Raw genomic sequence first — 18,926 nt, 5'->3', positions numbered from 1 at the left:
TATGCTGAGTTCCAGCCTGCTGGCCTTCGCAGGGAACCTGCGGCGATTCACCAGCAGCAAGGCCCTGGTAGCCTATGCAGGACTGAATCCACAGCGATGTGAGTCGGGGATGTTTAAAGGGAAAAGCCGGTTATCGAAAGTGGGACACGGTGAGCTGCGAAGCGCGTTATACATGCCCGCGGTGGTGGCAAGCCAATACAATGTAGTGGTTAAGGACTTGATAGAAAGGCTGAAGTTACGCGGAAAAACGGGCAAAGAGAGAGTCTGTGCAGCGATGCGCAAATTACTGCAACTGGCTTATGGCGTGGTGAAATCAGGAAAGACATTTAATGCGGAAATACCGCTTGCCGGATAACCGACAAGACGGTATCTCTCCCACTGGGAGAGGGTACCGATCGAGTCCGCTGATATTTCTGCTTAATTTCCCCACTTTCGTTTTCTTTACTCCCCACTAAGCGCTCCAGGTAGCTCCCTCTCCCTATGGGGACAGATAGAGTAGGTGACGCACCTCGGGTGAGTGAGCGTCGAGTTTACTGGGATGACTGCTTTACTTCCAAAAGAGCAGGGCCTAACAGCTCCCTCTCCCTTTGGGAGAGGGTTGGGGTGAGGGCTCAAACAAACGGTGCTAACGGATCGGCGGCGGCAAAGGCCACTTCACGTTCCGCCTGCGGGGGATAGATCAACTCGTTGGTAATGGAGACTTTGATTTTCTTTCCCTCTTCTTTGGTGAATTTCACCACCTGATCCCAACCCTCGCTATAGACCGCGCCCCAGGCCCCCAGATCCAGACAGGTAACGTAATTCACCTGGCGGTAGGGCAAGGGTTCAATACCGATCAGATCGGCAGCGACGTTATGGCCGACAAAGCGCCCTAACATAATGGCGTGCTGACAGGTCATCAGGGCGTGATTGCCTTGATCGTCAGTACGGGCAAAGGCGACATCGCCGGTCGCATAAACCGCGTTTTGCCCAATCACTCTTAACTGCTGGTCGACATGCAGCCTGCCTTGCGGATCGCGCTCACCTGGGATTTGCCGGGTTAACGGGCTGGCCTGTACGCCCACGGTTAGAATCACCGTGCTGGAGGCGATATGTTCGCCGTTTTTCAGCGTCAGCCCGCTCTCGTCAATGGCCTTAATCTCGCTATTCAGCCGCCACTCGACACCCAACTCTACCGAGGCTTGGCTAATCACGTCGCGCAGTTGCTCGCTGTAACGGCCTCCCGCCACTGGGCTGCGATCGACGACAATCACACGAATTGCAGCTGAGTCACCGAGGATCGCCCGTAAGCGTGCAGGCATTTCGGTGGCCACCTCAATACCGGTAAAGCCGCCGCCACAAACGATGACGGTATTACGTGCGGCGCTCTCAGGTTGCTCGGCCAACGCAGCAAGATGCCGCTCCAGGCGGGCTGCGCTCTCCATTTTATCGACGTTGAAGGCGTACAGCTGTGCTCCTGGTAGGGCATGAGCGATGTGGCTACCGGTCGCCATGATCAGGCGATCGTAACGTACGGCAGTCAGTTGGTCCTGCTCGTTGTGGTACCAAACCTGCTGGCTGGTGCTATCAATCTCACTGGCAACCCCGGCGAGGAATTTTACCCCGGTTACTGCGAATAATGGCAGCAGCGGAGCGGCGTAATTTTCCACCTCGGACTCATAGAAACGTGGGCGGATACGCAGCTCTGGCTGGGGGGCAAGCACGGTAATCTCGATATCGTGACGACCGTGGAGATCGGCTAATCGTGCCGCGCTCAATGCTGCCCACATCCCTGCAAAACCGGCACCCAGGATAAGAATTTGTTGTTTCATACTGTCACTCCGCTGTTGTTTCATCTGCACATTGGCTTAATTATTAACTACGACTATATTGATCGTAGTTAAGATCATCAAGCCTTTTACACGTCATTCTGGATGTGGTTTGTTTAATTGATTGAATTTTATTATCTTTTTATTATTTATGGCATGGAGGTATGCTGGCATTGCTTCGTTGAAGGGAAGAAATTACTATTTAACTCAGAATTAATCGTGCGGAGAACACATGGCGTTCTACAGTTCCGGGGTGGAGTATGGCATCCATAGCCTGATGTGTATGGTCGATAGCAAAGGCGAAGGGCGCGAGATGAGCGTGCGTGAAATCGCCGAATTGCAGGGTGTGCCTTATGACTACCTGGCCAAGATATTCACCAAGTTTTCCAAGGCTAAACTGGTTGAAAGCACCGAGGGTAAAGGCGGTGGCTTCCGGCTGGCCAAACCGGCCGATCAGATCACCGTGCTGGATATCGTGGCGGCTATCGACGGTGAAAAGGCAATCTTCGACTGCAAAGAGATACGCCAACGCTTGGCCGTATTTGATGCAGCTGCGCCCGACTGGGCCTGTGAAGGCATTTGTGGCGTACGCCAGGTGATGAATATTGCCCAGCAACGTATGGAAGAGGCGCTATCACAACATACCGTGCTGGATCTGGTGCGGCGGATGCTGAGAAAGGCGCCAGATGTCTTCCCGATTCAGATTGAAGAGTGGATCGATCATCGCCGTAACGATTGAGCATTAGCATTACTGATGCCTGATTAGAAATATCCATTTCCCCTAATAATTTTCTCTTCGTATGATGCGCGTGTTGAACAGCACACGCCGCTTTCCCGGCGCTGATATTGCCAGAAGGAACACCATGTTAGCCATCTATCTGCAAGGCTTTGCCTTGAGCGCCGCGATGATCCTGCCGCTTGGCCCACAAAACGTGTTTGTGATGAACCAGGGGATCCGCCGCCATTATCATCTGATGACCGCCTCGCTGTGCGCGTTGAGCGATATCATTCTGATTTGCGCCGGTATTTTTGGCGGTAGCGCCTTGCTCAGCAGTTCACCTATGCTATTGGCGTTGGTGACTTGGGGTGGCGTTGCTTTCCTGCTGTGGTACGGCTGGGGGGCTTTCCGCACCGCGTTTAGCCAACATCTGGAGCTGACAGCGGCGCAAGAGATGAAGCAAAACCGCTGGCGCATTGTGGTGACCATGTTGGCTGTCACCTGGCTGAACCCGCATGTGTACCTCGATACCTTTGTGGTGCTCGGCAGCCTGGGAGGGCAACTGACGCCAGACATTCGATCCTGGTTTGCCCTTGGCGCGGTCAGTGCTTCGGTCGTCTGGTTTTTTGCCTTGGCATTGCTGGCCTCATGGCTGGCTCCGTGGCTGAAAACCTTGACGGCACAACGGATTATCAACGTTCTGGTCGGGCTGGTGATGTGGGTTATTGCACTGCAATTGGCCTGGCATGGGCTAACCGCTAATTGGTAATAATCGGCCGTAGGGGCGAGCCGGGCGCAGCATGCGGCGCCCCCACAGCCCGATTAGCCCTTATATTTGTCACTAATCCGAATTCCAAGGGCGGCAGGATGTGTTAGCTTTGAAGGTAAGCATTTAGTCATTCAAGGAGACACTGTGAAGCTTAAAGCATTGGCCATGGCCGCAATGATTGGATTAGGCACGTTACCTCTGGCGCTGCAGGCAGCAGAAGTACCTGAAGGGCCGCATGTGGTCACTTCCGGTACGGCCAGCGTGGACGCCACCCCGGATATTGCTACGCTGGCGATCGAAGTCAGCGTCTCTGCCAAAGATGCCGCCCAGGCGAAAAAACAGGTTGATGAACGCGTAGCGCAGTATTTTGACTTCCTGCAAAAAAACGGCATTGAAAAGAAAGATATCAATGCGGCCAACCTGCGTACCCAGCCAGAATATGACTATCTGAAAACCGGTGAATCGCAGCTGAAAGGCTACCAGGCCGTGCGCCAGGTGCAGGTAACCTTGCGCCAGTTGGATAAACTCAACGAGCTGTTGGACGGTGCGCTGAAATCGGGTTTGAACGAAATTCGTGCGGTTGAGCTTGGGGTAGCCAAGCCAGAGGTTTATCGCGAGCAGGCACGTCAGAAAGCGATTGAAAATGCCACTCAGCAAGCCGCTTCGTTGGCGCAGGGCTTTAAGGCCAAGCTGGGGCCGGTGTACAGCATTCGCTATCACGTTGCCAACTACCAGCCGATGCCGGTAGCTCGCATGTTTAAAGCCGCTTCTGCGGCACCGGAAAGCGATGCCGCTCAGACTTACGAGCAGCAAAGCATTCACTTCGACGATCAGGTGGACGTGGTGTTCGAGCTGAAAACCAACGCCGCGCAGTAAGTAATCTCTTGCCTGGGCGCGGCGTCACGCTGCGCCTTTAATCCTGCCTTAACACCTGATGCCCATGCGACAGCAGCGCATCGGTGACCTTACGCATCATGCGGCTTTCCGGGGCAAAGCGGTGCCAGAACAGCATACGGCGCTGTAACAGGCCCGGTGTCAGGTCGATCAGTTCTCCGCTGGCCAGCTCTCTCTCAATCTGCAAATGCGGGATCATACAGCAGGTGGTGCCTTGCCGTGCCAACTGAACAAACGCCTCTGACGAGTTAACGATATGGCAGGGAACGCTGCCCGGCGAGAGATCGAAGTTCTGCTGTAAAAACGCCTGATGCATATCATCAAGATGATCGAATGCCACCGCTGGTGCCTTCAGCAGGGCGGAACGGGTCACCCCGTTGGGGAAATAGCGATCGGCAAAGGCCTTCGAGGCGACGAACAGATAGTCCAGCGCGCCTAACCGATCGACCAGGCAGCTTGGCAGCGGCTGCGGCTGGATACTGACCGCGCCCACCACTTCCCCCCGGCGCAGACGTTCCTGCGTGCGGGTTTCGTCTTCCACCTGTAAATTCAGGCGCACCGGGGAATCGGCCAGCACCGGTTTTAGCGCCGGTAACAGCCAGGTTGCCAGGCTGTCGGCGTTGACCGCCAGTGACAGCAACAGCGGCGTATCGACCCCATTGTCATTCCCTAACCACTCCTCTTCCAGCAGCTCGACCTGATGCAGCAAGGCCAGCAGTTTTTGACCCTGCTCGGTTGGGCGCGGTGGCACAGTGCGTACCAGTAGCGGTTGGCCGAACAGGTTTTCCAACTGTTTGATGCGCTGGGATACCGCCGATTGGGTGATGCAAAGTTTTTGTGCCGCGCGCTCAAAGCCACGCTCACGGATCACCGCGTCCAGCGCTTGCAGCGTTCTATAGTCTGGGCGTTTCATCGGAGAGAAGATCCCTTTTAGTAAGTTGATTCAGGCACTATGCCACATTTTTGCACTTTCTCAGGTGAAAAAATCCCGCCGCTCTTTTCAGAGCGGGCGTCGTAGGGTGGGGCAGAAATGTGCGTCAGGTTAAATAAGTGTGTTTTAGCCTAAGTTGCCATCAGTGATTTACCCTATAATACGCACACGTTTTCGTACATAGGCAATGAACACATCATGACTCAGGATGAACTGAAAAAAGCGGTAGGCTGGGCAGCATTGGAATACGTGAAGCCTGGCACTATCGTGGGCGTGGGCACCGGCTCGACTGCGGCTCACTTTATCGATGCGCTGGGTTCGATCAAACACCAGATCGAAGGTGCGGTATCCAGCTCAGACGCGTCGACCGCCAAGCTGAAAAGCCTCGGGATCCACGTTTTCGATAGCAATGAAGTGGATTCGTTGGATATCTACGTTGACGGTGCCGATGAAATCAACGGCCACATGCAGATGATTAAAGGCGGTGGCGCAGCGCTGACCCGCGAAAAGATCATTGCTGCCATTGCCCGTCAGTTTATCTGCATTGTCGATTCCACCAAGCAGGTTGATGTGCTGGGTAAATTCCCGCTGCCGGTAGAAGTGATCCCGATGGCCCGCTCCTACGTGGCGCGTGAGCTGGTCAAGCTGGGCGGCCTGCCGGAATACCGCCAGAACGTCGTAACCGATAACGGCAACGTGATCCTGGATGTGTACAACCTGGAAATCCTCGATGCCATCGCGTTGGAAAACAAAATCAACGGCATTGCTGGCGTGGTTACCGTTGGCCTATTTGCCAACCGTGGCGCGGACGTCGCGTTGGTTGGCACGCCGGATGGCGTAAAAAAAGTGGTCAGATAATCTGGCCGTAAAAGCGGTGAGCCTGCTGACAAAGTCTCAGCCGGTTCGCCGCTTTTTACTGGCTTACGGTCCGCCACGCATAATTCTTGTCTTAAAATATCTTTTCTTAAAACGGGCGAATTTGGTGACATATGTCACATTCCGTTAATAACCTCCGTTAAGCTTCTGCCTAAATCTTTCCCAATGGTATTTTCCACCAGAAACCACCGACATCGCTGAGCCTTGTGCTAACGGGCAGGCAATCGTTTGTATTGCCGGGCGCGTTATTTTTGTTATGTTGGAGGGACGTGCTGTTGATTTTGGGTTGCCGCCAGTGTGGTGGCAATTTGAAAGCTATCCCCGTCGTGTGGTTTAAAGGATGACGGGTATAAAGGGGAAAACAGCCGCTTCTGAAGTCTGAACATAGGGTCGGGTAAATGGCAAAAGTATCATTGGAGAAAGACAGGATTAAGTTCCTGTTGGTAGAAGGGGTTCATCAGAGCACCGTGGATAACCTGCGTGCTGCCGGATATAGCAACATTGAATATCACAAAGGTGCGTTAGACACCGAAGCGCTGAAGGCATCGATCCGTGATGCACACTTCGTGGGTATCCGATCGCGCACGCATCTGTCCGAGGAAGTCTTCGCGGCCGCAGAGAAGCTGGTTGCGGTGGGCTGTTTCTGTATCGGCACCAACCAGGTTGATTTGAAAGCGGCGACCAAACGCGGCATTCCGGTGTTTAACGCGCCTTTCTCCAATACTCGATCCGTGGCCGAAATGGTGCTGGGTGAGCTGCTGTTGATGCTGCGCGGGATCCCAACGGCCAACGCCAAGGCACACCGTGGCCAGTGGCAGAAACTGGCCGTGGGCTCGTATGAAGCGCGGGGCAAGAAGCTGGGGATCATCGGCTATGGCCATATCGGTACTCAGCTCGGCATCCTGGCGGAAGGGCTGGGGATGAAAGTGTTCTTCTACGACATCGAAAACAAGCTGCCGCTGGGTAATGCCCAACAGGTGCGCCATCTGTCCGATCTGCTCAATATGAGCGACGTGGTCACGCTGCACGTGCCGGAAACGCTGTCGACCAAGAACATGATCGGCACCGAAGAGCTGGCGCTGATGAAGCCAGGTGCGATCCTGATCAACGCCTCACGCGGCACCGTGGTGGATATCCCGGCACTGTGTAACGCCTTGGCGAGCGACCATCTGGCCGGTGCGGCAATCGACGTGTTCCCGGAAGAGCCTGCAACCAACAGCGATCCGTTCATTTCTCCACTGTGCGAGTTCGATAACGTGTTGTTGACGCCGCATATCGGCGGTTCAACCCAGGAAGCGCAGGAGAACATCGGTGATGAAGTGGCTGGCAAGCTGGCGAAGTATTCTGATAACGGCTCAACGCTGTCTGCGGTCAACTTCCCAGAGGTGTCGCTGCCAGCACATGGCCCGAATGCCAGTCGTTTGCTGCATATTCATGAAAACCGCCCAGGCATCCTGACGCAGATTAACCAGATCTTCGCCGAAGAAGGGGTGAACATCGCGGCCCAGTATCTGCAGACCAGCTCGGAAATTGGCTACGTGGTTATCGATATCGAAGCGGAAACTGAACGTGCTGATGCAGCGTTGCAACGTATGAAAGCGATCGAAGGGACCATCCGTGCCCGCTTACTGCTGTAATCGGTAACCGACGGAACACCAAGGCCGGAGCAATCCGGCCTTTTGCTATGTGGAGATTGGCCAGGCCCAGCTTTGTGACGGGGTGATAATCTCTGGCAGAGGGATATCCCATTGCTCCACCGGCAGGGCGCTAACCTGTTGGCAATCGTGCGCAATCCCCAGCGGATAGGGGCCTGCGTGCTGCCAGTTTTGTAAGGTGCGATCGTAAAACCCGCCGCCCATCCCCAGACGTTGCCCTGCCGAATCGAAGGCGACCAGCGGCGTCAATACCACATCCAACAGTGACACTGGTAAGACGTGGCGGACATCGAGCGCTGGCTCAAGGATTTTGAAGCGGTTACTCACCAGCGGCGTTTGTGCAGTGTAATGCAGGAACAACAGGTTACCAGGGCTGAATGGATGTAACACCGGCAGATAAACCTGTTTATCTAGCTGCCACAGCCGCTCGATCAGCGGGCCTGTATCTAGTTCGCCATCAAAAGAGAGAAACGCCGCAATGTGTCTGGCCGCCTGAATGCGCGGATGTTGTGCAATATTACTGGCTATTTGCTGGGCGAAATCATGCTGTTGAGCGGGCGTTAAGGCACGACGTCGTTGGCGTATTTCGTTACGGATGAGTTGGCGTTGCTGAGCGAACTGAGGTTGCAATGACATAGTGTTAGATTCGCCAGTAGTGGTGAGTTAACACACTGAAAACGCAGGTGAAGGGATCTCCGAGATGCCGTCGCAGGCTGTAACCCTTGAACCCATGGTTCAAGGTGAACGTGCTGTCACAATCTTAAGGCTTCTCGGACGGGCCGAGCATGCACACCGATCGTGGATCATCACATTCTGTTGGTACTAAATATCGGCTCAGGGGACTGGCCCGCTGGCAAACATCTCAGAGAAATTTTTCACTCATTGCCGGAGCCTTCAACTCCAGCAACTTAAGTTATTCGAATTGTGCATCCTGACGTTCAGAGATGCGACCCTGTTCAAGCAGCGCTTGTTCAATGGTCTGTTGCAGCATACGAATTCGTTGTTCCATATTGGCCGCATAGTCACGCGTTTTCAAGCGTTCTTGAGCAAGTTCGTGACAGACGTTCAATGCTGCGATAAATACGAGTTGCTCTGTATTTGTGACTCTAGTGCGAACTTTAAGATCTTGCAACCGTTGGTTAAGATCTTCTGCTGCCATGTTCAACGCATCTTGTTGTTCTGGCGGGCAATTGACTCTTAACGAGCGGCCAAAAATTTGAATATCTACCGGTTGTGCAGACATGCCACCTTCCTGCCTAAATTTCGCGCCAGCACCGGTCAGCCATTGCCGGGCCACCGAAGCGGGCGCCACTATATATACCTGGGTACCAAGATTCAACACTTTTTCAGTACCTGGTTGTAATCTACCGCGCCTAACATTACCAAACAAAAAACGGTTGCAAAATGCGTATTTACCGTACGTTTGCCCGGACTGCGCTGATTATAACTAGCCACTGAGGTGTTGCCTCAACTGGTATACCAACGGACCTTGGTGGTAGCATAACACGAACTTATCCTGCCAACGATGACGAATGCGCATGTCTATACAGAATACATTTCCAAGTTACCAATCTTTGACCGTGGCTCTTAACCAGCAGGCGGTTGCTTTGACCGCAGCCGAGATGCACGGTTTGATCAGTGGCCTGCTGTGCGGTGGCAACCGCGATGCCAGTTGGCAGACGCTGGTGTTTGATCTGACCAACGAAGGCATTGCCTTCCCGCAGGCGTTGAGCCAACCGTTACAGCAACTGCATGAAATCACCCGTGATACGCTGGAAGATGATGAATTCATGTTCCAACTGATGATGCCGGAAGGCGAAACCGTCAGCGTGTTTGACCGTGCGGATGCCTTGGCGGGGTGGGTAAACCACTTCCTGTTGGGGCTGGGCATGATGCAGCCGAAGCTGGCGCAGGTGAAAGATGAAGTGGGCGAGGCGATCGACGATTTGCGTAATATCGCTCAACTGGGTTATGACGAAGGCGAAGACCAGGAAGAACTGGAACAGTCGCTGGAAGAAGTGGTGGAGTACGTGCGCGTTGCTGCGCTGCTTTGCCATACTGAATTTACCCGCCAGAAACCGACGGCCCCGGAAAACAAAAGGCCAACGTTGCACTGACCGGCGGATCCCACGTCCGTTGGCCGAGAGCGCTGATAACCCCTACTGGCTGTGTTCAGCAGGTGGCATAAACCGATTTCAGGAGATGTGATGACCCAGCAGGAATTCCATAAACGCCGTCAGGCTTTGTTGGCACAGATGGCTCCGGCCAGCGCAGCAGTGATTTTCGCCGCACCGGAAGCGACGCGTAGTGCAGACTCTGAATATCCTTACCGTCAGAACAGTGATTTCTGGTATCTGACCGGTTTCAACGAGCCGGAAGCGGTGTTGATCCTGGTGAAGAGTGATGAAACTCATAACCACAGCGTGCTGTTCAACCGCGTACGCGATCTGACGGCAGAAATCTGGTTTGGCCGCCGTTTGGGGCAAGACGCGGCTCCGGCCAAGCTGGGGGTAGACCGCGCGCTGGCCTTCGACGAAATCAACGATCAACTGCACCTGCTGCTCAACGGCCTGGACGTGGTGTATCACGCGCAGGGGCAATATGCCTATGCCGATGAAATCCTGTTCGGTGCGCTGGATAAACTGCGTAAAGGCTTCCGTCAGAATCTGGAAGCCCCTGCAACCCTGACGGATTACCGTCCGTGGCTACATGACATGCGCCTGTTCAAATCGGCAGAAGAAGTTGCTGTTATGCGCCGCGCCGGTGAGATCAGCGCCATGGCGCATACCCGTGCGATGGAAAAGTGCCGCCCGGGCATGTTCGAATATCAGCTCGAAGGGGAGATCCTGCACGAGTTTAACCGCCTGGGCGCCCGCTTCCCGTCTTATAACACCATCGTCGGCAGCGGAGAAAATGGCTGCATCCTGCATTACACCGAAAACGAATGTGAAATGCGTGACGGTGATTTGGTGCTGATTGATGCCGGTTGTGAATATCGTGGTTATGCTGGCGATATCACCCGTACCTTCCCGGTTAACGGTAAGTTCAGCAAGCCGCAGCGTGAGGTATATGACATCGTGCTGGCGTCGATCAACAAGGCGCTGGAAATGTTTAAACCGGGTATCAGCATTCGCGAAGTGAACGATCAGGTCGTTCGCATCATGATCGCCGGGTTGGTTGAGCTGGGTGTGATGAAGGGCGACGTGGAACAGCTGTTTGCCGAGCAGGCACACCGCCAGTTCTTTATGCACGGCCTGAGCCATTGGTTGGGGCTGGATGTGCATGACGTGGGCCACTATGGCTCAGCGAGCCGCGATCGCGTGCTGGAGCCAGGCATGGTGTTGACGGTAGAACCTGGCCTGTATATCGCACCGGATGCTGATGTGCCGCAGGAGTATCGCGGTATCGGTATCCGCATCGAAGATGACATCCTGATCACCCAGGACGGTAATGAGAATTTGACCGCCAGCGTGGTGAAGGATGCCGATGCGATTGAAGCCCTGATGGCGGCGGCCAGATAACATGAGCGTAATCATTGTGGGCGGTGGGATGGCGGGCGCTACGTTGGCGCTGGCGATTTCATCTTTGACTCAGGGCAAGGTGGCCGTCGATCTGGTGGAGGCAACCCTGCCAGACGATCGTGCGCATCCGGGCTTTGATGCACGGGCTATTGCTCTGGCGCAGGGAACCTGCCAACAGCTGGCGCGAATCGGCGTTTGGGCTGCATTGCGGGACTGTGCCACGGAGATCACTCACGTCCACGTCAGCGATCGCGGGCATGCCGGTTTTGTGAACCTGCATGCGCAGGACTATCAGGTGGAGGCGCTGGGGCAGGTGATTGAACTGCACGACGCTGGGCAGCGGTTGTTTGCCCTGCTGGCAAAGGCCCCTGGGATCACCCTGCATTGCCCGGCTAAAGTGGTCGATGTGCTGCGCACCGCCGATCGCGCTGAAGTGCAGTTGGATAACGGGCCGCGCCTGACGGGCCAGTTGCTGGTGGCGGCGGACGGTTCACGTTCGGCGCTGGCGCAGGCCTGTAATATCCAGTGGCAGCAGAGTGATTACCCGCAGTTTGCCACCATTGCCAACGTTTCGACGGCCGAGGCTCCGCAAGGGCGGGCGTTTGAACGTTTCACCCGTTACGGGCCGTTGGCACTGTTGCCAATGTCTGGCGGGCGTAGCTCGCTGGTGTGGTGCCACGCTCGGGAAGCTCGTCAGCAGGTCGATAGCTGGAGTGATGAGCGTTTTCTCAGTGAGCTGCAACAGGCCTTCGGCTGGCGGCTGGGCAAGATGCTGAAGGCGGGTAAGCGCCACAGTTACCCTCTTAGCCTGCTGAGGGCCAATCAGCACGTTAGCCATCGTCTGGCGCTGGTTGGCAACGCGGCGCAAACGCTGCATCCGATCGCCGGGCAAGGATTCAATCTGGGTTTGCGAGACGTGATGTCGCTGGCGGAAACCCTGGCAGAAGCCGCGCAGGCTGGCACCGATCTGGGTGCCTATGCGCTATTGAGCCAATATCAGCAACGTCGGCAACAGGATCAGCAGGCGACCATCGGCGTCACCGACGGTTTGATCCGCCTGTTTGCCAATAGCTACGCGCCGCTGGTCGCTGGGCGTAATCTGGGGCTGATGGCAATGGAGCAGCTACCGGCCATGCGCGATGCCTTTGCCAAACGCACGTTAGGCTGGGTTGAACGCTGATTTTTCCCTTAGCTATGTTGCTGAAGTCGGCCAGAATGTTGACGGTTGTCACCGTACCAACTCTCTATCCCTGTGGGAGAGGGTTGGGTCGAAGTTGGGATGAACACTAATTTTTGCCCTACCTGCCTTGCCGACGTGGGGCAATATTTTGATAAAAGTCACCGAATCAGCTCCCTCTCCCTGTGGGAGAGGGTTGGGGTGAGGGGCAAATTTAAGGAACTCAAGCAGCATGCAATCATTTGATGTGATTATCGCCGGTGGCGGTATGGTGGGATTGGCACTGGCCTGCGGTTTGCAGGGCAGTGGCCTGCGCATAGCGGTGCTGGAACATCGGCAGCCAGATTTATCACCGCTGCCAGAACAGCCAGCGTTGCGCGTATCTGCCATTAACGCCGCCAGCGAGCGCTTGCTGCAAAGCATTGGCGTGTGGGATGAGATCCGCAACCTGCGCGCCAGCCCGTATAACGCGATGGAAGTCTGGGATCGTGACAGCTTCGGCAAGATCGCGTTTCGCGGCGACGAATGTGGTTTCAGCCATCTCGGCCATATCATAGAAAACGAGGTGATCCAGCAGGCGCTGTGGCACAAGGCGGCCACCTTGGCCGATGTGACGCTGCTCGCCCCGGCTGCGCTGAAACAGGTGGCATGGGGGGAAAACGACGCCTTTGTCACGCTGGAAGATGGCCGTATGTTAACCGCCCGGCTGGTGATCGGTGCCGATGGAGCCAATTCCTGGCTGCGTCAGCACGCCGATATTCCGTTGACCTTCTGGGACTACCGCCACAGCGCGCTGGTGGCCACTATTCGCACCGAAGAGCCCCATTTGGCTACGGCCCGCCAGGTGTTTCATGGCGAAGGGATCCTGGCCTTCCTGCCGTTTAGCGATCCGCATTTGAGTTCTATCGTCTGGTCGGTTGCGCCAGAAGAAGCTGAAAGGCTGCAACAACTGGAACCGGAAGCCTTTAACCGCGAGCTGGCAATGACCTTCGATATGCGTCTGGGCAACTGCAAGCTTGAAAGCGAGCGGCTGACCTTCCCGCTTACCGGGCGATACGCTCGCAGCTTTGCCGCCCATCGTCTGGCACTGGTGGGGGATGCGGCACATACCGTGCATCCACTGGCCGGACAGGGGGTAAACCTGGGCTTTATGGACGCCGCCGAGCTGATATCCGAGCTGAAACGCCTGCAACGTCAGGGCAAGGATATCGGCCAGCATCTGTATCTGCGCCGTTATGAACGCCGCCGCAAGCACGGTGCCGCAGTGATGCTGGCGAGTATGCAAGGGTTCCGCGAACTGTTTGCAGGCCATAACCCGGCGAAGAAGCTGCTGCGCGACGTGGGCTTAAGGCTGGCCGACAGTCTGCCGGGCGTGAAGCCGAAACTGGTGCGGCAGGCCATGGGGCTTAACGATCTGCCGGACTGGCTCGCCTAGTCAGCTTGGAGCTGACAAACCTCACTATGGGGCGCCACATACCGCGCCCGCTATTCTGCATGTTTACCCGTCATCGATTTCCCTTATAGCTCCCTTCGTTTGAGAAATTCTAATTTCAGGCAGAATTTCTCATTACTTTTTCTAATTCCATGGTCGGTTATCAAAAACCGAAATTCTCTATCCCAGCTCCTGTTTGTTATATAACTTCGGATTTTTGCCGCTTTAATTGTTAATTTTGTGCCTCAAAGCGCATTTTTCCAGTGAAAAACTCTGCAAACTAACGCGGCATTTTACCGACCCTGAACCCGGTCGAACCTATTTTAACTTATGGTTAATAGGGGCGTTCGGTGTTAACGTCAGGGCAAAGGTATCGTTTGCGTCGTTAACCATTGGCGAGGCAATTTGTGTTGAGCAGCCAGCGTGTTTCGCGCAATCAGGTCCGCGAGCTACACCCGCCTTATTGCGTAATAACACCCTGTCTTCGGCTACTTGAGTGGAAAGAGGGAAAAGATGGCAAAGCAAACCCCACTGTACGACCAGCACGTGGCGTGCGGTGCGCGCATGGTTGATTTTCATGGCTGGATGATGCCGCTGCACTATGGCTCCCAGATTGATGAACACCACGCCGTGCGTCAGGATGCCGGCATGTTCGATGTCTCCCATATGACCATCGTGGATCTGCGCGGTGCTCGTACCCGTGAATTCCTGCGTTACCTGCTGGCGAACGATGTCGCCAAACTCACTCAATCGGGTAAAGCGCTGTATACCGGCATGCTGAATGCGTCCGGCGGCGTGATCGACGATCTGATCGTCTATTTCTTTACCGAAGACTATTTCCGCCTGGTGGTGAACTCCGCCACCCGTGAAAAGGATCTGGCCTGGATCGAACAGCATGCGGCTCCGTTCAACGTTGAGCTGACGGTGCGTGACGATCTGGCGCTGGTTGCGGTGCAAGGCCCACAGGCCAAAGAGCGCGCCGCCACCTTATTTACCCCAGAACAGAAGCAGGCTGTAGAAGGCATGAAGCCTTTCTTCGGCGTGCAGGCGGGGGATCTGTTTATTGCTACCACCGGCTATACCGGAGAAGCGGGCTATGAAATTGCCCTGCCGAAAGAGCAGGTGGTGGATTTCTGGCAGAAACTGCTGGCTGCTGGGGTAAAACCTGCCGGGCTGGGCGCTCGCGACACCCTGCGCCTGGAAGCCGGTATGAACCTCTACGGCCAGGAAATGGACGAAGGCGTTTCACCACTGGCTGCCAATATGGGCTGGACCGTTGCCTGGGAACCGCAGGATCGTCAGTTTATCGGCCGTGAAGCGTTGGAACAGCAGCGCGAAAAAGGCACTGAACAACTGGTCGGCTTGATCATGACGGAAAAAGGCGTATTACGTAATGAGCTGCCGGTACATTTCACCGATGCTAACGGTCAACCTCAGGTTGGGGTGATCACCAGCGGTTCTTTCTCACCGACCTTGGGCTTCAGCATTGCGCTGGCAAGGGTTCCGGCCGGTATCGGTGAGCAGGCCATCGTACAGATCCGTAACCGTGAAATGCCGGTGAAAGTCTGTAAGCCAGGTTTTGTTCGTGCCGGTAAGTCACTGATCAATTAGTTTTTATTCTTCGAAGGAGTAGCAGGCCAATGAGCAATGTGCCAACAGAATTGAAATACGCCACCTCCCATGAGTGGGTGCGTGACGAAGGCAACGGCGAATACGTTGTCGGTATCACCGAACACGCGCAGGAACTGCTGGGCGATATGGTCTTTGTCGATCTGCCGGAAGTCGGCACCACGGTTTCCGCGGGTGATGACTGTGCCGTTGCGGAGTCGGTCAAGGCCGCTTCCGATATTTATGCGCCAATCAGCGGTGAGATCATCGCGGTTAACGGCGAACTGGAAAGCTCCCCGGAGCTGGTCAACAGCGAGCCATACGGCGAAGGTTGGCTGTTCCGCATCAAGGCATCCGATGCGGCAGAGCTAGACAAGCTGCTAGATGCGGGTGCTTACCAGGCCTCCATCGACGAATAATCACTATCGCGCCCCACTACCCTGTGGGGCGTTTTGCAGTTCAGGCTATATCCCGTACCCCCGCAAGCATTCAGGAATTTGTAGCAATGACTCAGACACTCAGCCAACTTGAACATAGCGAAGCGTTCATCGAGCGCCACATCGGCTCTTCCGCAGAGCAACAGCAGCAGATGCTGGAAGCCGTGGGCGCTCGCTCGCTCAGCGCGCTGATCCAACAGATTGTGCCAGCCGATATCCAACTGCCAGGGCCTCCGCCGGTAGGCGATGCGGCCACGGAACATCAGGCGCTGGCCGAACTGAAGGCGATTGCCTCACAGAATCAGCGCTACAAATCCTATATCGGTATGGGTTACAGCGCGGTGCTGACGCCGCCGGTGATCCTGCGCAACATGCTGGAAAACCCAGGCTGGTATACCGCTTATACCCCTTATCAGCCGGAAGTGTCACAAGGCCGTCTTGAGGCGTTGCTCAACTTCCAGACGCTGACTCTCGATCTGACCGGGTTGGATCTGGCTTCTGCTTCCTTGCTGGATGAAGCTACCGCAGCCGCAGAAGCGATGGCGTTGGCCAAACGAGCCAGCAAACTGAAAGACGCCAACCGCTTCTTTGTGGCTGATGATGTGCACCCACAAACGCTGGACGTGGTGCGTACCCGTGCCGAAACCTTTGGCTTTGACGTGATCGTCGACAAACCGGCGAAGGTGTTGGAGCTACAAGGCGTGTTTGGCGTACTGCTGCAACAGGTTGGCACCACCGGTGAGCTGCACGATTACAGCGCCCTGTTGGCAGAACTGAAAACGCGCAAAATCATCACCAGCATGGCAGCCGATATTATGGCGCTGGTGCTGCTGACGGCACCGGGCAAGCAAGGGGCCGACGTGGTATTCGGTTCTGCACAACGCTTTGGCGTACCAATGGGCTACGGTGGCCCACACGCGGCGTTCTTCGCCTGCCGTGACGAATTCAAACGCTCGATGCCTGGCCGTATTATCGGGGTGTCTCGCGATGCTGCCGGCAATACTGCGCTGCGTATGGCGATGCAAACCCGTGAGCAACATATCCGCCGTGAAAAGGCCAACTCGAATATCTGTACCTCGCAGGTGCTGCTGGCCAATATCGCCAGTCTGTATGCGGTGTACCATGGTCCACAAGGCCTGCAACGTATCGCCGGGCGTATCCATCGCCTGACCGATATTCTGGCCGCGGGCCTGCAACAAGCGGGTCTGACATTGCGCCATCAAACCTGGTTCGACACGCTGACCGTGGAAGTGAAAGACAAGGCGGCGGTGCTGGAACGCGCGCTGGGCTTTGGCATCAACCTGCGTACCGATATCCACGGGGCAGTCGGCATCACGCTGGATGAAGCCACTTCCCGTGAAGATGTGCAGACGCTGTTTGCCTTGTTGGCAGGCGATAACCACGGTTTGGATATTGATGCGCTGGATGCAGCCGTGAGCAAAAACAGCCAGTCGATCCCGGCGGCCATGCTGCGTAAAGATCCGATCCTCACGCATCCGGTGTTTAACCGCTATCACAGCGAAACCGAGATGATGCGCTATATGCATCGTTTGGAGCGTAAAGATCTGGCGCTGAATCAGGCGATGATCCCGCTGGGTTCCTGCACTATGAAGCTGAACGCCGCTGCGGAAATGATCCCGATCACCTGGCCTGAATTCTCTGAACTGCACCCGTTCTGCCCACCAGAACAGGCCGCAGGTTATCAAGTGATGATTGGGCAGCTTTCTCAATGGTTGGTGCAACTGACCGGTTACGATGCGGTGTGCATGCAGCCTAACTCGGGCGCTCAAGGTGAATATGCCGGATTGCTGGCGATCCGCCGCTATCATGAAAGCCGCAATGAGGCAGGGCGTAATATCTGCCTGATCCCAAGCTCGGCGCATGGTACCAACCCGGCTTCTGCCCAGATGGCGGGCATGGGCGTGGTGGTCGTGGCCTGTGACAAGAACGGCAACATCGATCTGCACGATCTGCGGGTGAAAGCCGAGCAGGCCGGGGAAGCCCTGTCCTGCATCATGGTGACCTACCCGTCAACCCATGGCGTGTATGAAGAAACCATCCGAGAAGTGTGCCAGATCGTGCATCAGTTTGGCGGCCAGGTTTACCTGGACGGCGCCAACATGAACGCGCAGGTGGGGATCACCACACCGGGCTATATCGGCGCGGACGTATCGCACCTCAACCTGCATAAAACCTTCTGTATTCCTCACGGCGGTGGCGGCCCAGGCATGGGACCTATCGGCGTGAAGTCTCACCTGGCACCGTTCGTTCCAGGCCACAGCGTAGTACAGATTGATGGCGTCACCACCCAGCAGGGCGCGGTTTCTGCCGCACCGTTCGGCAGCGCCTCTATCTTGCCGATCAGCTGGATGTATATCCGCATGATGGGCGCGGAAGGGCTGAAGCAGGCCAGCCAGGTGGCGATCCTTAATGCCAACTACATCGCAACCCGCCTGAAAGACGCTTATCCGGTGCTGTATACCGGCCGCGATCACCGCGTGGCGCACGAATGTATTCTGGATATCCGCCCGCTGAAAGAAGAGACAGGCATTAGCGAAATGGATATCGCCAAGCGCCTGATCGACTACGGTTTCCATGCGCCGACCATGTCGTTCCCGGTGGCAGGCACGCTGATGGTTGAACCGACTGAGTCGGAAAACAAGGTGGAGCTGGATCGCTTTATTGATGCGATGCTGGCGATCCGCAGCGAGATTGACCGCGTGCAGCAAGGCGAATGGCCACTGGAAGACAACCCATTGGTCAACGCACCGCACGTGCAGGCAGAATTGGTCAGCGACTGGCAGCATGCTTACAGCCGCGAGCTGGCGGTGTTCCCGATAGCGGGTGTGCGTGAGAACAAATACTGGCCGAGCGTGAAACGCCTGGATGATGTCTACGGCGATCGTAATCTGTTCTGCTCTTGCGTACCGATGAGCGACTACGAATAACACCATTTGCCAAAATGATGATCGAGGGACACTGCATGATGCCGTGTCCCTTTTTTATTGCAGCACCGCAGCGATTGCTGTTCACTGATTAACCTATCTTTGAGCAGCAAGTTGTCTGGCTTGCCCTCGTGAGTACCCGCTATTCTTCTGAT

General features: G+C 55.6%; 17 protein-coding genes and 1 other RNA gene. 13 read left to right on the top strand and 5 right to left on the bottom strand.

The genetic code is table 11. The annotated features are described in order from the left end of the window. Positions 1–355: transposase (locus N6G83_RS39275; protein ID WP_260524141.1), on the top strand; the 355-nt coding region annotated here is incomplete at its 5' end. A gap of 256 nt (positions 356–611) precedes the next feature. Here the strand turns inward: N6G83_RS39275 and N6G83_RS39270 are convergent. After that, entirely contained in the window at positions 612–1,811 is a 1,200-nt protein-coding gene (locus N6G83_RS39270; RefSeq protein ID WP_211135957.1) for an NAD(P)/FAD-dependent oxidoreductase, read from the bottom strand. Positions 1,812–2,040: 229 nt separating this feature from the next. On the opposite strand from N6G83_RS39270, the gene N6G83_RS39265 reads away from it, so the two are divergent. From N6G83_RS39265 to N6G83_RS39255, 3 genes are all read left to right on the top strand, one after another. Next, entirely contained in the window at positions 2,041–2,547 is a 507-nt protein-coding gene (locus N6G83_RS39265) for an RrF2 family transcriptional regulator (protein WP_074029715.1), read from the top strand. A 124-nt stretch (positions 2,548–2,671) separates the two neighbouring features. Continuing rightward, positions 2,672–3,295, top strand: a complete 624-nt coding sequence (gene argO, locus N6G83_RS39260; RefSeq protein ID WP_024530749.1) for an arginine exporter ArgO — start codon at positions 2,672–2,674, stop codon at positions 3,293–3,295. 144 nt (positions 3,296–3,439) lie between these two features. Further along, complete coding sequence (locus N6G83_RS39255; protein WP_021806211.1) at positions 3,440–4,171, top strand: oxidative stress defense protein; 732 nt, start codon at positions 3,440–3,442, stop codon at positions 4,169–4,171. Between the two features lie 37 nt (positions 4,172–4,208). Here N6G83_RS39255 and N6G83_RS39250 read toward each other — a convergent pair whose 3' ends face one another. After that, complete coding sequence (locus N6G83_RS39250) at positions 4,209–5,102, bottom strand: LysR family transcriptional regulator ArgP (protein WP_211135956.1); 894 nt, start codon at positions 5,100–5,102, stop codon at positions 4,209–4,211. Positions 5,103–5,318: 216 nt separating this feature from the next. On the opposite strand from N6G83_RS39250, the gene rpiA reads away from it, so the two are divergent. Both rpiA and serA read left to right on the top strand, forming a co-directional pair. Continuing rightward, positions 5,319–5,978 carry a ribose-5-phosphate isomerase RpiA gene (gene rpiA, locus N6G83_RS39245; protein WP_024530750.1) on the top strand — a complete coding sequence of 220 codons (660 nt, stop codon included), beginning with the start codon at positions 5,319–5,321 and terminating at the stop codon, positions 5,976–5,978. A 416-nt stretch (positions 5,979–6,394) separates the two neighbouring features. Continuing rightward, entirely contained in the window at positions 6,395–7,633 is a 1,239-nt protein-coding gene (gene serA, locus N6G83_RS39240) for a phosphoglycerate dehydrogenase (RefSeq protein WP_211135955.1), read from the top strand. Between the two features lie 45 nt (positions 7,634–7,678). Here the strand turns inward: serA and N6G83_RS39235 are convergent, their stop codons facing one another. The 3 genes from N6G83_RS39235 to zapA form a co-directional block, all read right to left on the bottom strand. Then, on the bottom strand, positions 7,679–8,287 hold the full coding sequence (locus N6G83_RS39235) for a 5-formyltetrahydrofolate cyclo-ligase (RefSeq protein ID WP_211135954.1): 609 nt from the start codon (positions 8,285–8,287) through the stop codon (positions 7,679–7,681). A gap of 52 nt (positions 8,288–8,339) precedes the next feature. Next, positions 8,340–8,523, bottom strand: a non-coding RNA gene (gene ssrS, locus N6G83_RS39230) — 6S RNA. A 41-nt stretch (positions 8,524–8,564) separates the two neighbouring features. Beyond that, on the bottom strand, positions 8,565–8,894 hold the full coding sequence (gene zapA / locus N6G83_RS39225) for a cell division protein ZapA (RefSeq protein ID WP_021179791.1): 330 nt from the start codon (positions 8,892–8,894) through the stop codon (positions 8,565–8,567). 295 nt (positions 8,895–9,189) lie between these two features. Between zapA and N6G83_RS39220 the strand changes: the two genes are divergently transcribed. The 7 genes from N6G83_RS39220 to gcvP all read left to right on the top strand — a co-directional run bounded on the left by N6G83_RS39220 (position 9,190) and on the right by gcvP (position 18,774). Next, the gene (locus N6G83_RS39220; protein WP_024486381.1) at positions 9,190–9,768 is read left to right on the top strand and encodes a YecA family protein; all 579 of its coding nucleotides are present in this window, start codon (positions 9,190–9,192) and stop codon (positions 9,766–9,768) included. A gap of 90 nt (positions 9,769–9,858) precedes the next feature. After that, a complete protein-coding gene (pepP, locus tag N6G83_RS39215; RefSeq protein ID WP_021806207.1) occupies positions 9,859–11,172 on the top strand; it encodes a Xaa-Pro aminopeptidase in 1,314 nt (437 codons plus the stop codon). A 1-nt stretch (position 11,173) separates the two neighbouring features. Beyond that, positions 11,174–12,352, top strand: coding sequence for a 2-octaprenyl-6-methoxyphenyl hydroxylase (gene ubiH / locus N6G83_RS39210; RefSeq protein WP_211135953.1), 1,179 nt, complete (start codon positions 11,174–11,176; stop codon positions 12,350–12,352). 229 nt (positions 12,353–12,581) lie between these two features. Continuing rightward, complete coding sequence (gene ubiI / locus N6G83_RS39205) at positions 12,582–13,784, top strand: FAD-dependent 2-octaprenylphenol hydroxylase (RefSeq protein ID WP_024530755.1); 1,203 nt, start codon at positions 12,582–12,584, stop codon at positions 13,782–13,784. A gap of 510 nt (positions 13,785–14,294) precedes the next feature. After that, positions 14,295–15,392, top strand: a complete 1,098-nt coding sequence (gene gcvT / locus N6G83_RS39200; protein ID WP_024530756.1) for a glycine cleavage system aminomethyltransferase GcvT — start codon at positions 14,295–14,297, stop codon at positions 15,390–15,392. A 29-nt stretch (positions 15,393–15,421) separates the two neighbouring features. Beyond that, positions 15,422–15,808, top strand: coding sequence for a glycine cleavage system protein GcvH (gcvH, locus tag N6G83_RS39195; protein ID WP_074029724.1), 387 nt, complete (start codon positions 15,422–15,424; stop codon positions 15,806–15,808). 86 nt (positions 15,809–15,894) lie between these two features. Next, complete coding sequence (gene gcvP / locus N6G83_RS39190; RefSeq protein WP_211135952.1) at positions 15,895–18,774, top strand: aminomethyl-transferring glycine dehydrogenase; 2,880 nt, start codon at positions 15,895–15,897, stop codon at positions 18,772–18,774. Positions 18,775–18,926: the final 152 nt, after the last annotated feature.

It is taken from the genome of Serratia sp. PL7, from assembly GCF_945957435.1.
This window is presented reverse-complemented; position numbering and strand designations above follow the sequence as displayed.

Bases quoted from the DNA above. Each gene is read 5' to 3' on its own strand.
- N6G83_RS39270 (WP_211135957.1), bottom strand. From the start codon at position 1,811: ATGAAACAACAAATTCTTATCCTGGGTGCCGGTTTTGCAGGGATGTGG.
- N6G83_RS39265 (WP_074029715.1), top strand. From the start codon at position 2,041: ATGGCGTTCTACAGTTCCGGGGTGGAGTATGGCATCCATAGCCTGATG.
- argO (WP_024530749.1), top strand. From the start codon at position 2,672: ATGTTAGCCATCTATCTGCAAGGCTTTGCCTTGAGCGCCGCGATGATC.
- N6G83_RS39250 (WP_211135956.1), bottom strand. From the start codon at position 5,102: ATGAAACGCCCAGACTATAGAACGCTGCAAGCGCTGGACGCGGTGATC.
- rpiA (WP_024530750.1), top strand. From the start codon at position 5,319: ATGACTCAGGATGAACTGAAAAAAGCGGTAGGCTGGGCAGCATTGGAA.
- serA (WP_211135955.1), top strand. From the start codon at position 6,395: ATGGCAAAAGTATCATTGGAGAAAGACAGGATTAAGTTCCTGTTGGTA.
- N6G83_RS39235 (WP_211135954.1), bottom strand. From the start codon at position 8,287: ATGTCATTGCAACCTCAGTTCGCTCAGCAACGCCAACTCATCCGTAAC.
- zapA (WP_021179791.1), bottom strand. From the start codon at position 8,894: ATGTCTGCACAACCGGTAGATATTCAAATTTTTGGCCGCTCGTTAAGA.
- N6G83_RS39220 (WP_024486381.1), top strand. From the start codon at position 9,190: ATGTCTATACAGAATACATTTCCAAGTTACCAATCTTTGACCGTGGCT.
- pepP (WP_021806207.1), top strand. From the start codon at position 9,859: ATGACCCAGCAGGAATTCCATAAACGCCGTCAGGCTTTGTTGGCACAG.
- ubiH (WP_211135953.1), top strand. From the start codon at position 11,174: ATGAGCGTAATCATTGTGGGCGGTGGGATGGCGGGCGCTACGTTGGCG.
- ubiI (WP_024530755.1), top strand. From the start codon at position 12,582: ATGCAATCATTTGATGTGATTATCGCCGGTGGCGGTATGGTGGGATTG.
- gcvT (WP_024530756.1), top strand. From the start codon at position 14,295: ATGGCAAAGCAAACCCCACTGTACGACCAGCACGTGGCGTGCGGTGCG.
- gcvH (WP_074029724.1), top strand. From the start codon at position 15,422: ATGAGCAATGTGCCAACAGAATTGAAATACGCCACCTCCCATGAGTGG.
- gcvP (WP_211135952.1), top strand. From the start codon at position 15,895: ATGACTCAGACACTCAGCCAACTTGAACATAGCGAAGCGTTCATCGAG.